This is a genomic window from Klebsiella sp. BIGb0399 (assembly GCF_003752615.1).
GTDB classification, from domain to species: Bacteria; Pseudomonadota; Gammaproteobacteria; order Enterobacterales; family Enterobacteriaceae; genus Klebsiella; species Klebsiella lignicola.
Window position 1 is genome coordinate 1,464,521 of sequence record NZ_RKHT01000005.1, and the last position, 13,151, is coordinate 1,477,671.

Here is a 13,151-nt window from a genome sequence, read left to right on the forward strand (position 1 = left end):
GATTTAACAGGAAATCACCAAATCAGGATGCGAAACAGTGCGAATAACGGTGATGTTTTGCAACAAGGCGCGACAAAGGAGGGAGAATGGAAATGTTTTGCAATAAATACTAAAAAGCCCCGCAGAGGCGAGGCTTTTCTTACAAGATGAGTGGTCTTGAATCAGATAGCAGTAACGTTAACTGCTGCCGGACCTTTCTGGCCGTCCTGAATTTCGAACTCAACGTTCTGGCCTTCAGCCAGAGTTTTGAAACCATTACCCTGGATAGCGGAGAAGTGTACGAACACATCTTTGCTGCCATCAGCCGGAGTAATGAAACCAAAACCTTTAGACTCGTTGAACCACTTAACCTGACCTTTAATCTTTGCCATTTGCAAAATTCCTTAGACTGTTTTCTTCGCCCATCGGCGCTTACATAGATAAAACTCTGACACACTACTGCATGAGGCACTAATATAAGGTTCGGCAGAGAAGCAGTATTCAACGACAACGTGTTTACTCAGGACTTCTTTACTGAAAATGCCACACATAAACAGAACTGTACCTCGTTTAACCCGAAACGTGTTATCACATACAACGTAAATAATGGCAAGCCATTTTTAAAGGTGTCTCGATCCTTCGCACAGATTATAAGGGAATCATTTGATCACCTGCACATTTATGCGTCCTTAACTGCTGCGGACAGTACTCGTCAGCGCCCCGCTCTGGCCCAGATAATGCGCGCAAAGATTGCAACTTTTTTACCATTGCTCAACAACTTCTGTCGGTTCAACACGCCGGCATATGCGCGGTGTCCTGGGTTCGGATGTGCAAAATCATGCGCATAATGATGCACATGCTGGTGTATATCGATAGTTGAATATTGTCTTAAATGGAGCCTGTATGGTGATATAAAACCGACGCAGCGGTCACAGTATGAATATTATGGATAATACTATTTAAACATGAAGTATTAATGACAAAATTGTCCATCAGGTAATTAAAACATATTGTTATTACTTTATTTGATTTACTAAAAAGCCGTGACACTGGCAGGAAGAATTGAGATCCAGTCCACATTAACGCACAAGAATTGGGCGATCGGAGTCAGAAAAAAGATAAGAAAAAGTTATAGCGTGATGGGTTAATCCAGGTGCACACCGGGCGGTGCACACCTGTCAGCGTGTTACCGTTCAGCGACCAGACGGATGAAGTCATCCCCGTCTTTTTCTGCCACTGATGCGTTGGCAACCTCTTCCTTCTCAGGTTCATTGGCTTCACAGAGACGACGCAGCAGCACATTTTGCCGCTTTTGCTGGTCCAGTAACGCCTGCAGCAGTTCAATCTGCTCATTGGTGCGCGAACTTGCGCGATTAACAAAAAACCACAACAACAAACCAACAAGCACCAGCACGATGGAAAGCGCCAGTGAAGCCAGATTTAAGATCCCAGGATTTAGTAACTCACTCATTTCACCACCTCAAAGAGAAGGCGTTTATTCTACCACTCGCAGAGCAGAAGAAAATCCGTCGTAATAAAAATGTCTTACCAGGGGATAAATTTGTTGATGGTGCAGATGCCGCTGAAAAATTGTACATCTTGATCGCACATTACGTTAAGCATCTGAGTCCATAGCAATAAGCAACCGGCTATGACGACGATCAGCAAAACCCAGCGTAATTTTTTCACTCCACTCTCCGCATCAGTATCAGATGTTTCCAGGATAACATGCGCATCTTAAACCGTGACTAACTGTAATACGAAAGGTAAGTTTAGGAATCATAGACTTGTTTCAAGGCATGTAACTGTCAATATACCCGGCATACTTCAAGCTGCATATGTGTTGGCTGCACCCGCTCACCCCAGTCACTTACCGGTGTAAGCTCCTGGGGATTTACGGCCTTGCCGCCTTTATGCAACTTGAATTATTTAGGGAATAAAACCTTGAGAATAATGCAAACAATGAGGCAACAATGCGATTAATCATTCGTTCCATTGTAGTACTGGCCATCGTGTGGATTGGTATTCTGTTAAGCGGTTATGGGATTTTGATAGGCAGTAATGAGAACGCCGCAGGACTGGGGCTTCAGTGTAAATACCTGACCGCTCGCGGCACCAGCACCGCGCAATACGTGCACTCCGACAGCGGAATTATCGGGCTAACCGATTGCCCGGTTTTACGCAAAAGTGAAACGGTCATCGACAAAGGCTAACGCATTCCGGCAACAGCAGAAGCGTGACGCCTGCTGTTGCCGGTAAACCCGACGGCCATTCACATCAGAATGGATAGTCGTTGTATCCCATCTGTTCTGAAATTTTGCGCGCCGCGGTGTGCAGCATCTCAACATACTCGTGCAGACGCTCTTCAGAGAAGCGCAGCGTCGGGAATGAGATACTCAGGCCGGCAATCACCACGCCAAAGCGGTCGAATACCGGTACGCCGATGCAGCGCAGTCCTTCTTCCTGCTCTTCGTTGTCTTCGCCATAACCCTGCTGACGCACCTGCTCCAGTACCCCAATCAGCTCTTCCGTGCTGGTAATGGTACGGTCGGTGCTGCGCTTGTACTCAACGCCTTCCAGAATTTGCTCGACTTCTGCGCGATCGCGCCACGCCAGCAGCACTTTACCGATAGCGGTACTGTACAGTGGGTTGCGACGGCCAACGCGCGAGTACATACGCAGATTGTACATTGAGTCAATTTTGTGGATATAGACAATGCTGTCTTCATCCAGCGCGCCCAGGTGGACAGTCTCTTTGGTCAGACGTGAAAGTTCACGCATCTGAATGTCGGCACTGCGGATCAGGTCGACGTTTTGCAGCGCACGGGCACCCAACTCAAATAGCTTCAGGGTCAGAGAGTATTTCTCCGATTCGCCTTCCTGAGCCACATAGCCCAGCGATTTCATGGTCTGCAAAAAGCGATAAACGGTGCTTTTTGACATCATGACGCGCTGGGACAGTTCGGTAATGCCAATTTCACGCTCTTCACCAAGCGCCTGCAGAATGCCAAAAACCTTCAATACCGAAGAGACAGAATCTGGCTGTTTATCCAAATCTGCAACTGCCATTTATCACCTCATCGTAACTGTTTTATAAAAATTAGAACCGGTTTTTATTATAAATTCGCATCAGCGCCCCCGCAATCGATCTTCTGCCCATTCGTTACAAATCTGCGACATACAACCGAATAATCAATGCTAAAATTATTATCCATAGAATAATACCCCCTTAAAGACACATATTTGACATGGATAAAAATATTTCTGATGGCCTGCCGACGCCCCAGCGCCATGGCGCCATCCTGACCATCATTTTGGGGTTGGCCATGGCGGTCCTCGACGGCGCGATAGCCAACGTCGCGCTGCCGACCATTGCAACGGACCTGAATGCCTCCCCCGCGGCATCGATATGGATAGTCAACGCTTACCAGATAGCCATCGTCATCGCTCTGCTGCCGCTCTCCTTTCTGGGCGACATGTTTGGCTACCGTCGGGTCTACAAAATCGGCCTGGCGCTTTTTACCCTGACCTCGTTAGCCTGCGCCCTCTCCCGTAGCCTGGAGATGCTGACCCTCGCCCGCGTCGCTCAGGGTCTTGGCGGCGCGGCGTTGATGAGCGTGAATACAGCGCTGATCCGCCTTATCTTCCCCCAGCGTTTCCTCGGGCGCGGGATGGGGATTAACTCATTCGTGGTGGCGGTGTCATCGGCGGCAGGTCCGACAATTGCTGCCGCGATCCTCTCAGTCGCCTCCTGGCAATGGCTGTTTTTGATTAATATTCCGCTGGGGATTGTGTCGCTGCTCCTCGCCATGCGTTTTCTGCCCCCCAACACCGGGCGGAGTAAGATCACCCGCTTCGACCTTCCCAGCGCCATTATGAATGCGCTGACTTTTGGCCTGCTGATTACCGCCCTCGGCGGCTTTGCGCAAGGTCAGTCCGGTCAACTGGTGCTGGCTGAAGTGGCCGCGGTCATCGTGATCGGCTTCTTTTTTGTCCGCCGCCAGCTGCAAATGCCGGTGCCGCTGTTACCGATAGATCTGCTGCGGATCCCGCTGTTTTCACTCTCTATCTGCACCTCAATTTGCTCGTTCTGCGCGCAAATGCTGGCGTTGGTCTCCCTGCCCTTCTTCCTGCAGTCAATGCTGGGGCGTAGCGAAGTGGAAACCGGGCTATTGCTGACGCCGTGGCCTCTAGCCACGATGGTGATGGCGCCGCTGGCAGGTTATCTGATTGAGAAAGTCCATGCGGGATTACTTGGCGCGGTCGGCTTGCTGGTGATGGCCGGTGGCCTGTTTGGTCTGGCGCTGTTGCCCGCCTCGCCCTCTGACCTGGATATTATCTGGCGCATGGCGCTGTGCGGTGCCGGTTTTGGTCTGTTCCAGTCGCCGAATAACCACACTATTGTCTCTTCCGCCCCTCGCCATCGCAGCGGCGGCGCCAGCGGCATGTTAGGGACCGCGCGTTTGCTGGGGCAAAGTGCCGGCGCGGCTTTGGTTGCGCTGTTCCTGAATTTACAAGGCAACAGCGGCACCCACAGTGCATTGCTGCTGGCCGGCGGACTAGCGGTGATGGCCGCCGCCGTCAGCGGACTTCGGGTCACTCAGCCTCGTCCTGAGTCCTGATCGACGGCGTTCGTGCGGCATAAAAAAACGCGGCCCGGAGGCCGCGTTTTTGTCTGCAAGTACGGTGTTACTTCAGGTATTCACCGCTACGCAGCGCTTCGATACGCTTATCCAACGGCGGGTGAGTCATGAACAGTTCGCTCATAGACTTCGCTTTACCGTTAATGCAGAACGCCATCATGCTGCTGGCTTCCTGCGGCTCGTAGCTGGTTTTCAGACGCTGCAGCGCCGCAATCATTTTCTCACGGCCAACCAGCTTCGCAGAGCCAGCATCGGCGTGGAATTCACGATGACGCGAGAACCACATGGTAATAATGCTCGCCAGAATACCAAACACCAGTTCCAGCACCGTCGCCACCGCGAAGTAAATCAGCGGGTTGCCGTTACTGCTTTCGCTGTCATCACGGTTGCCGCCAAGGAATCCGGCCGCAATCTGCGCGATGACGCGCGAGATAAAGATAACGAAGGTGTTCACCACACCCTGGATCAGGGTCATGGTCACCATGTCACCGTTGGCGATATGGCTGATTTCGTGAGCGATAACGGCTTCGGCTTCGTCACGGCTCATGTTTTGCAGCAGTCCGGTACTGACGGCCACCAGCGACGCATCACGGCGCGCACCGGTCGCGAAAGCATTGATGTCCGGCGCATGGTAAATAGCGACCTGCGGCATACCGATCCCCGCCTGCTGCGCTTGCTGCGAGACGGTATTCATCAGCCAGCGTTCGGTTTCGTTACGCGGCTGCTCAATCACTTCCCCACCCACTGATTTCAGCGCCATCCATTTCGACATCATCAGCGAAACGATCGAGCCACCAAAACCAAAAAGCAGCGCCATGATCAGTAATCCGGTCATGCTGCTTGACTGAATTCCCGTCAGGCTTAGCACCAGCCCGAACACCACCATAACTGCCAGGTTGGTCATCAGGAAAAGCGCGATTCGCATCATAATTTTCTTTTAACCTCGATTTAACAAAACGCACTATGCGATTACCCATATCGTATGGGTAGTAGGCTAATTTTCAACTATCAGCCCCTGCTAAGTCACGAGAAAAACACAACTTTACATTTTGTCGCATTGTTCTGACACCAGCACAGCTTGTTGACATTTTGTATATTCGACGAGGGAATAACCGGCGGGAAGCAGAAAAGAAAACGGGCACATGATTTGTGCCCGTTGGGTACTTATTTCGCTACCGGTGGCTCTACCGCCGGCTGCGCTTTCTCAAGGTGCGCAAGGTCGATCGCGATGTGGACCGTTTCATCGAGATACGGATCCGGCTCCTGGTAATCTTTCGGCAGATCGTCCAGTTTCTTCAGCGCCGGTTTGCCTTCACGCTTCAGACGGTCATTGATCCGCGCCAGGCGGGTCGCATCGTCTTCTTCGTTCTCTTTCTCACGCTGGGCGTAATTCAGAGAGACGATATAACGCTTATCTTTCATTGCGTTATAGCGGGCAATATCCTTCATGATGTACTGGAATTCCGGATCTTTGGCAATGCGTGCATCATGCAGCTTCAGCAGCTCCGGGTCGAAAGGCTGCAAATCACCGGATTTCACGTAGGTCGCGGCATTCACGCTATCCCACGGCAGGGCGTTATCTTCATACTGCTCGCCGGTTTCACGATCTTCGGTACCGGTTGGCATCATGATGTCCGGCGTCACACCTTTACGCTGAGTACTGCCGCCGTTGATGCGGTAGAACTTCTGGATGGTGTACTGTACCGAACCCAGCGCAGGCCAGTCAGGACGCAGCATCTGATCGTAAATACGGTTCAGAGAGCGATACTGCTGAACGGTGCCTTTACCGAAGGTCGGCTCGCCAACGATCAGCCCGCGGCCATAATCCTGCATAGCGGCGGCGAAAATTTCAGACGCGGAAGCACTGAAACGGTCAACCAGCACCACCAGCGGACCTTTGTAATAGACCACGCCATCGGTGTCGCTGTCTTCGCGCACTTTGCCGTTGTTATCACGCACCTGGACTACCGGCCCTGACGGAATGAACAGACCAGAAAGCGAAACCGCTTCGGTCAGTGCCCCACCGCCATTGCTGCGCAGGTCGATAACCACGCTACTGACGTTCTGCTTCTCCAGCTTCTGCAGCTGAACTTTCACATCGTCCGTCAGACCAACATAGAAGCCAGGAATGTCCAGCACGCCGACTTTTTCTTTACCGACGGTTTTCACCGACATTTTCACCGCGCGATCTTCAAGACGAATTCGCTCACGGGTCAGCGTCACGATGCGGGTTTTCGCGCCCTTGCCAGCCGGCAGAACTTCAAGGCGAACCTTGCTGCCCTTCGGCCCTTTAATCAGGGCAACCACGTCATCCAGACGCCAGCCGATAACATCGACCATGCCTTTTCCAGACTGGCCGACACCAACAATACGATCGCCAACGCTAATTGACTTACTCTTCGCCGCAGGGCCGCCGGCCACCAGCGAGTTGATCACCGTATAGTCGTCGTCCATCTGCAATACCGCACCGATCCCCTCTAACGACAGGCTCATTTCGGTGTTGAACTGCTCAGTATTACGCGGTGACAGATAGTTGGTGTGCGGGTCGATTTCGCGGGCAAACGCGGTCATCACCAGCGAGAACACATCTTCGCTGTTGGATTGCGCCAGGCGGCGAATCGCAAATTTATAACGGCGCGTTAAGGTCTCGCGGATCTCTTTGTCATCTTTGCCAGTGAGCTTCAGGCTCAGCTGGTCAAACTTCACTTTGGCGTCCCACAGCGCATTCAGCTCAGCTTCGTCTTTCGGCCAGGGCGATTTGCTGCGGTCAAGATTGAAGCTATCGTTGCCGGTGAAGTCCATCGGACGTTCCAGCACCTTCAGCGCGTACTGATAACGCTCAAAACGACGCTTCTGCCCCAGGTTATACAGGTCGTAGAATACGTCCAGCTTTCCGGTGCGCAGTTCATCGCCGATTTGATTTTTCTTTGCCGAAAACTGAGCAATATCGCTGGCCAACAGCACGTTGTGGCTGTAGTCCAGCAGGTTCAGATAACGATCGAAAATTTTTGCCGAGAAGGCGTTGTCGAGATCAAACTGCCGGTAGTGAGAACGCGTAAAGCGGGAAGTGACACGTTCACTCACCGTCGCGTGCTGCGGCTCTTCTTTCAGCACCGGTATTTGATCGACTCGGGTAATATCGTCCACGGCGAACGCATGGCCTGCTATTGCTAGCAGGCCCGCAAGCGCGGTGAGCTTAAAGAGTTTGTTCATGCCTGGCCCGGCCTCCGTTTCAGAACACCAGGTGTTCTGCGCGTACAATCATTGACAAACCAGAAGTCAGCTGTACACGAACGCCATCTTTGGTGATTTCCAGAACGGTGGCGTCCATCGCGTTGTTGCCTGCTTTCACCTTCAGCGCCTGACCCACGCTTAACGCGGTCAGATCTGAGACTGGAGTCAGACGCGGCTCTTCACGCGGTGCTTTCGCAACGGCAGGACGCGGCTTACGCTGTTCGGTGCCTTCTTTGCGGCGAACCTGAGGACGTGGCTTACGCTCGCGACGCGCACCCTCTTCCTGCTGACCTGCAGCAGCGGCGGCTTCGCGCTTTTTAGCCTGCTGGCTTGCGCGCTGCGCCTGGACGCGAGCTTTTGCTTCTTCGAGCTGCTGACGGGCATGAGCAACATGCTGCTCTTCCAGTTCACCACACGGGTTGCCATCAAGGTCAACGCGGATAGCGCCTGGTTTAACGCCGTACAGATAACGCCAGCTCGAAGTATAAAGACGTAAAGCGGCACGAAGTTGGGTTTTACTGAGATTCATCTCCCCCCCAACACGCTCAACAAGATCCTGAAAAATACCGACTTTCAGGGGGCGAGCTTCGCCTTCAGCGCTAAAACACTGAGGGAAACGTTCGGCCAGAAACGCGATAACTTCTTTACTGCTATTCAACTTAGGTTGATTTTCCATGAAATTTCCTGATTACAACGGACGTAGCCAACAAGCCGCAGGCATGAACAGGCGACATTATAATGACGCCATCGCTAAATGCTACGTTATCCGTTGATTATCCTGCGACGCGGGCAAATATTTTTTGGTAGTCGGTCGCAGAAATGAGTTTTTCCAGATGCGCGACCAGTTCAGCCAGCCCCTGCTCATCTTCAGCAGTGAAGCGGCCGTACGCGGTACTGTCGATATCCAGAACGCCAATAATCTGGTTGTTCACCTGCAAAGGAAAAACGATTTCCGAATTGCTGGCGGCATCACAGGCAATGTGCCCGTCGAAGGCATGGACATCTTCCACACGCTGTACGCGGTTTTGCGCAACAGCTGCACCGCAGACCCCACGTCCGACCGGGATCCGCACGCACGCCAGCTTGCCCTGGAATGGGCCCAACACCAGCGTATCGTCTTCAAGCAGGTAGAAGCCTGCCCAGTTGACCTCAGTCAGGCGCTCAAACAACAGCGCGCTGGTATTAGAGATCATCGCCAGAAAACTGGTTTCACCTGCCATTAATGCCTGAAAGTCACGGTTAAGATCCGCGTAAAATTCTGTTTTGTTCATTATGTAATCACTTAGTTGTCTTACTGCCAAATACGTACAGCCTAATAAAATAAGCATTAAATGCGTTCAGGCTCAAGATGAATTCAATCCTGGGTTAAGATAGTGAGATACATTCATCCCTGTACGTAATAAATGCCACTAAAAACACAACCGCTGACACCAGCGAAAAAAATGATCGTGCATGCGGTCAGTAGTCCACTGCCGCAAGCGCATTATCACCGCTGCCCGCAGTGCGATATCCTGTTCAGCCTGCCGGTGCTAAAGCGCCATCAGAGCGCCTGGTGTCCGCGCTGCAATGCGAAGATCCGCGATGGCCGCGACTGGTCGCTCACTCGTCTGGGCTGTATGGCTATCGCCATGCTGCTGCTGATGCCCTTCGCCTGGACTGAACCGCTGCTGCGCCTGCATCTGCTTGGCGTGCGCATCGACGCTAACGTTTTACAGGGCATCTGGCAAATGACCGACCAGGGCGATCCGCTCACCGCCGCGATGGTGCTGTTCTGCGCCATTGGCGCTCCGGCAATCCTGGTCATCGCCATCGCCTACCTGTGGTTGGGAAACGTACTGGGCATGAATCTCCGCCCGGTATTGCTGATGCTGGAAAAGCTCAAAGAGTGGGTGATGCTGGATATTTATCTGGTCGGCATTGGCGTGGCGTCCATCAAGGTGCAGGACTATGCGTTTCTGCAGCCTGGCGTCGGGCTTGTGGCCTTCATTTCACTGACTTTGCTCAGCATTCTGACGATCATTCACATGAATGTGGAAGAGCTCTGGGAGCGCTTTTACCCCCAGCGGCCCGCCCTGCGTCCCGACCCGGCGCTACAGGTGTGTACCGGCTGTCATCACACCGGTTTTCGCGATGCTCGCGGGCGCTGTCGGCGTTGTCATACGCCGTTACACCATCGGCGGCCGCAAAGTCTGCAGCGCAGCTGGGCCGGGTTGATTGCCTCCATGGTCTTTCTGCTGCCCGCAAACCTGCTGCCGATATCGGTCATCTACGTGAACGGCGCGCGGCAGAATGATACGATTCTGTCCGGCATTATGTCGCTGGCAAACAGTAACGTGGCGATCGCCGCCGTGGTGTTTATCGCCAGTATTCTGGTGCCATTTACCAAAGTTATTGTGTTGTTTACGCTGCTGGTCAGCATACAATTCAAGTGCGAGCAGGGTCTGCGCACCCGCATCCTGCTGCTCAGGCTGATTACCTGGATTGGCCGGTGGTCAATGTTAGATCTGTTTGTTATCTCATTAACCATGTCACTGATTAATCGCGACCAACTCCTCGCTTTTACGATGGGGCCCGCTGCGGTATATTTCGGCGCCGCAGTAATATTAACTATCCTTGCTGTTGAATGGCTGGACAGCCGCTTACTTTGGGACGCACATGAGTCAGGAAACGCCGGCTTCACCGACTGAAGCCAGAATTAAAACCAAACGTCGCATCTCACCTTTCTGGCTGCTGCCGGTGATTGCGCTGATGATCGCCAGCTGGCTCATCTGGACCAGCTATAACGATCGCGGAACCACCATTACGATTGATTTCCAGTCGGCCAACGGCATTGTCCCGGGGCGCACCCCTATCCGCTATCAAGGGGTAGAAGTGGGCACCGTTGAAAATATTTCATTAAGCAAAGACCTGAGCAAAATCGAAGTGTCTGCCAGTGTTAAAGGCGACATGAAAGGGGCGCTGCGCCAGGACACTCAGTTCTGGCTGGTGACGCCAAAAGCCTCTCTGGCCGGCGTATCGGGTCTTGATGCCCTGGTTGGCGGTAACTATATCGGCATGATGCCGGGGAAAGGTGAAGCCCAGGACCATTTCGTCGCCCTCGATACCCAGCCGAAATACCGTATCAGCAACGGCGAGCTGATGATTCATCTGCAGGCGCCTGACCTCGGTTCGCTGACCAGCGGCTCGCTGGTCTATTTCCGCAAAATTCCGGTGGGCCGGGTGTACGACTTTGCGCTCAATGCGAACAATCAGGGCGTCAACATCGATGTGCTGATCGAGCGTCGCTTCACCAATCTGGTGAAAAAAGACAGCCGTTTCTGGAATGTCTCCGGTATTAAGGCAGATGTCGGTCTGAGCGGCGCGAAGGTCCAGCTGGAAAGCCTGTCGGCGATGGTCAATGGCGCGATTGCCTTTGACTCACCTGCCAGTTCCCAAAGCGCACCGCAAAATGCCGAATACGGGTTATACGAAGATTTGGCCCACAGCCAGCGCGGGGTGCTGGTGACCCTTGACCTGCCGGGCGGCGAAGGCCTGAAAGCCGGTTCTACCCCCCTGATGTATCAGGGGCTGGAAGTCGGGCAACTGACCAAACTTAACCTCGCTCCCGGCAGTAAAGTCACCGGTGAGATGACGGTCGACCCGAGCGTGGTGACCCTGCTACGGGATAAAACGCTTATTCAGATGAAAAAACCTAAGATTTCGCTGGATAACCCAAGCCTGAGCGCCCTGCTGACCGGTAATACCTTTGAACTGGTGCCCGGCGAAGGGGAAACCCGCAATCATTTCGTGGTTCTGTCGGCAGACAAAGCGCTGCTTGAAGAGCCGGATGTTGCCACCCTCACCCTGACGGCGGCGGAAAGTTACGGTATCGATGCCGGGCAACCGCTGGTGCTGCACGGTGTCAAAGTCGGTCAGGTTCTTGAGCGCAAGCTCACGGCCAAAGGCGTCACCTTCCAGGTCGCGATTAACCCTGAATATCGCGATCTGGTCCGCGGCGACAGTAAGTTTGTCGTCAACAGCCGCCTGGATGTCAAAGTCGGTCTGGACGGCATTAAAGTTCTGGGCGCCAGCGCCAGCGAGTGGGTCGATGGCGGTATCCGCATTATTCCTGGTGACAAAGGGGCAATTCAGTCCAGCTATCCCCTGTATGCCAATATGGAAAAAGCGGAAGAAAATAGCCTCAGCGACGTCCCAACCACCACCCTGAGCCTGACGGCGGAGACCTTACCGGACGTGCAGGAAGGCTCGGTTGTGCTGTACCGTAAATTTGCCGTCGGCGAGATTATCTCCGTCAAGCCGCGACGTAATGCCTTCGATATCAACCTGCATATCAAGCCGGAATACCGCCACCTGCTGACCAGCAACAGCGTCTTCTGGGCCGAAGGCGGAGCTAAGGTGCAGCTCGACGGCAACGGTCTGACCGTACAGGCATCTCCGCTGTCCCGCGCCCTGCGAGGAGCTATCAGCTTTGACGAGCTCAGCGGCAACAGCGCCAGCGCCCGGGTGGACAATAAACGCATTCTCTATGCATCAGAAACTGCCGCGCGCGCCGTCGGCGGGCAGATTACATTGCATGCGTTTGACGCCGGCAAAATTTCTGAAGGGATGCCGATTCGCTACCTCGGGATTAACATCGGCCAGATTCAAACCCTGAATCTGATTACCGCGAAAAACGAAGTGCAGGCGAAAGCGGTGCTCTACCCGGAATACGTCAACACCTTCGCCCGCGCCGGGACGCGTTTCTCGGTGATCACGCCGCAAATTTCAGCCGCCGGTGTTGAACATCTGGATACCATTTTCCAGCCTTATATCAACGTCGAACCGGGCCGCGGTTCACCGCGTCGTGATTTTGAGATTCAGGAAACGACCATCAGCGACTCGCGCTATATCGACGGGCTGAGCATCGTAGTTGAAGTGCCGGAGGCAGGTTCACTGGATATCGGTACGCCGGTGCTGTTCCGTGGGCTTGAAGTCGGGACCGTCACCAGCCTGACGCTCGGCTCCATGTCGGATCGGGTGATGGTCAAAATGCGCATCAGTAAACGCTACCAGTACCTGGTGCGCAACAACTCGGTATTCTGGCTCTCTTCCGGCTATAACTTCGACTTTGGCCTGATTGGCGGCGTGGTGAAAACCGGGACGTTCAACCAGTTCATTCGCGGCGGCATCTCCTTTGCGACACCGCCTGGCACGCCGCTGGCGCCGAAGGCTCAGGATGGTAAGCACTTCCTGCTGCTGGAGAGCGAGCCAAAAGAGTGGCGCGAATGGGGCACCGCCCTGCCGCAGTAGTCAACC

General features: G+C 53.5%; 13 protein-coding genes. 4 read left to right on the top strand and 9 right to left on the bottom strand.

Going from position 1 to position 13,151, the window contains the following annotated elements; genetic code table 11:
* Positions 1 to 161: 161 nt before the first annotated feature.
* From cspE to mgrB, 4 genes are all read right to left on the bottom strand, one after another.
* Positions 162 to 371, bottom strand: a complete 210-nt coding sequence (cspE, locus tag EDF82_RS25275) for a transcription antiterminator/RNA stability regulator CspE (RefSeq protein WP_001062678.1) — start codon at positions 369 to 371, stop codon at positions 162 to 164.
* Between the two features lie 12 nt (positions 372 to 383).
* Positions 384 to 530, bottom strand: a complete 147-nt coding sequence (locus EDF82_RS25280; protein WP_154144708.1) for a DUF2627 domain-containing protein — start codon at positions 528 to 530, stop codon at positions 384 to 386.
* A 635-nt stretch (positions 531 to 1,165) separates the two neighbouring features.
* On the bottom strand, positions 1,166 to 1,450 hold the full coding sequence (locus EDF82_RS07270) for a YebO family protein (RefSeq protein WP_123754872.1): 285 nt from the start codon (positions 1,448 to 1,450) through the stop codon (positions 1,166 to 1,168).
* Between the two features lie 74 nt (positions 1,451 to 1,524).
* On the bottom strand, positions 1,525 to 1,668 hold the full coding sequence (gene mgrB, locus EDF82_RS07275) for a PhoP/PhoQ regulator MgrB (RefSeq protein ID WP_041146201.1): 144 nt from the start codon (positions 1,666 to 1,668) through the stop codon (positions 1,525 to 1,527).
* A gap of 284 nt (positions 1,669 to 1,952) precedes the next feature.
* On the opposite strand from mgrB, the gene EDF82_RS07285 reads away from it, so the two are divergent.
* Positions 1,953 to 2,192: a YobH family protein gene (locus tag EDF82_RS07285; RefSeq protein WP_123754873.1), complete on the top strand. Its 240-nt coding sequence runs from the start codon at positions 1,953 to 1,955 to the stop codon at positions 2,190 to 2,192.
* A 64-nt stretch (positions 2,193 to 2,256) separates the two neighbouring features.
* Here the strand turns inward: EDF82_RS07285 and kdgR are convergent, their stop codons facing one another.
* On the bottom strand, positions 2,257 to 3,048 hold the full coding sequence (gene kdgR / locus EDF82_RS07290; protein ID WP_123754874.1) for a DNA-binding transcriptional regulator KdgR: 792 nt from the start codon (positions 3,046 to 3,048) through the stop codon (positions 2,257 to 2,259).
* 179 nt (positions 3,049 to 3,227) lie between these two features.
* Between kdgR and EDF82_RS07300 the strand changes: the two genes are divergently transcribed.
* Positions 3,228 to 4,601 (top strand): MFS transporter, encoded by a 1,374-nt coding sequence (locus tag EDF82_RS07300; protein ID WP_123754875.1) that lies wholly within the window; start codon positions 3,228 to 3,230, stop codon positions 4,599 to 4,601.
* A gap of 67 nt (positions 4,602 to 4,668) precedes the next feature.
* On the opposite strand, the gene htpX is transcribed toward EDF82_RS07300, so the two are convergent.
* The 4 genes from htpX to EDF82_RS07320 all read right to left on the bottom strand — a co-directional run bounded on the left by htpX (position 4,669) and on the right by EDF82_RS07320 (position 9,127).
* The gene (htpX, locus tag EDF82_RS07305) at positions 4,669 to 5,550 is read right to left on the bottom strand and encodes a protease HtpX (protein WP_123754876.1); all 882 of its coding nucleotides are present in this window, start codon (positions 5,548 to 5,550) and stop codon (positions 4,669 to 4,671) included.
* Positions 5,551 to 5,786: 236 nt separating this feature from the next.
* Positions 5,787 to 7,835 (bottom strand): carboxy terminal-processing peptidase, encoded by a 2,049-nt coding sequence (gene prc, locus EDF82_RS07310; protein WP_123754877.1) that lies wholly within the window; start codon positions 7,833 to 7,835, stop codon positions 5,787 to 5,789.
* Positions 7,836 to 7,854: 19 nt separating this feature from the next.
* Positions 7,855 to 8,532 carry an RNA chaperone ProQ gene (proQ, locus tag EDF82_RS07315; protein WP_123754878.1) on the bottom strand — a complete coding sequence of 226 codons (678 nt, stop codon included), beginning with the start codon at positions 8,530 to 8,532 and terminating at the stop codon, positions 7,855 to 7,857.
* Positions 8,533 to 8,629: 97 nt separating this feature from the next.
* Positions 8,630 to 9,127, bottom strand: coding sequence for a GAF domain-containing protein (locus tag EDF82_RS07320; protein ID WP_123754879.1), 498 nt, complete (start codon positions 9,125 to 9,127; stop codon positions 8,630 to 8,632).
* Positions 9,128 to 9,259: 132 nt separating this feature from the next.
* Between EDF82_RS07320 and yebS the strand changes: the two genes are divergently transcribed.
* Both yebS and EDF82_RS07330 read left to right on the top strand, forming a co-directional pair.
* Complete coding sequence (yebS, locus tag EDF82_RS07325; RefSeq protein WP_123754880.1) at positions 9,260 to 10,543, top strand: membrane integrity lipid transport subunit YebS; 1,284 nt, start codon at positions 9,260 to 9,262, stop codon at positions 10,541 to 10,543.
* Positions 10,512 to 13,145, top strand: a complete 2,634-nt coding sequence (locus tag EDF82_RS07330; protein WP_123754881.1) for a PqiB family protein — start codon at positions 10,512 to 10,514, stop codon at positions 13,143 to 13,145. The genes yebS and EDF82_RS07330 overlap by 32 nt, the downstream gene beginning before the upstream one ends.
* Positions 13,146 to 13,151 lie beyond the last annotated feature (6 nt).

What these genes read in the sequence shown, in the direction of transcription:
- EDF82_RS07300 (WP_123754875.1), top strand. Translation starts at nt 3,228, where the DNA reads ATGGATAAAAATATTTCTGATGGCCTGCCGACGCCCCAGCGCCATGGC.
- kdgR (WP_123754874.1), bottom strand. Translation starts at nt 3,048, where the DNA reads ATGGCAGTTGCAGATTTGGATAAACAGCCAGATTCTGTCTCTTCGGTA.
- EDF82_RS07320 (WP_123754879.1), bottom strand. Translation starts at nt 9,127, where the DNA reads ATGAACAAAACAGAATTTTACGCGGATCTTAACCGTGACTTTCAGGCA.
- cspE (WP_001062678.1), bottom strand. Translation starts at nt 371, where the DNA reads ATGGCAAAGATTAAAGGTCAGGTTAAGTGGTTCAACGAGTCTAAAGGT.
- EDF82_RS07330 (WP_123754881.1), top strand. Translation starts at nt 10,512, where the DNA reads ATGAGTCAGGAAACGCCGGCTTCACCGACTGAAGCCAGAATTAAAACC.
- htpX (WP_123754876.1), bottom strand. Translation starts at nt 5,550, where the DNA reads ATGATGCGAATCGCGCTTTTCCTGATGACCAACCTGGCAGTTATGGTG.
- EDF82_RS25280 (WP_154144708.1), bottom strand. Translation starts at nt 530, where the DNA reads ATGTGTGGCATTTTCAGTAAAGAAGTCCTGAGTAAACACGTTGTCGTT.
- prc (WP_123754877.1), bottom strand. Translation starts at nt 7,835, where the DNA reads ATGAACAAACTCTTTAAGCTCACCGCGCTTGCGGGCCTGCTAGCAATA.
- EDF82_RS07285 (WP_123754873.1), top strand. Translation starts at nt 1,953, where the DNA reads ATGCGATTAATCATTCGTTCCATTGTAGTACTGGCCATCGTGTGGATT.
- EDF82_RS07270 (WP_123754872.1), bottom strand. Translation starts at nt 1,450, where the DNA reads ATGAGTGAGTTACTAAATCCTGGGATCTTAAATCTGGCTTCACTGGCG.
- proQ (WP_123754878.1), bottom strand. Translation starts at nt 8,532, where the DNA reads ATGGAAAATCAACCTAAGTTGAATAGCAGTAAAGAAGTTATCGCGTTT.
- yebS (WP_123754880.1), top strand. Translation starts at nt 9,260, where the DNA reads ATGCCACTAAAAACACAACCGCTGACACCAGCGAAAAAAATGATCGTG.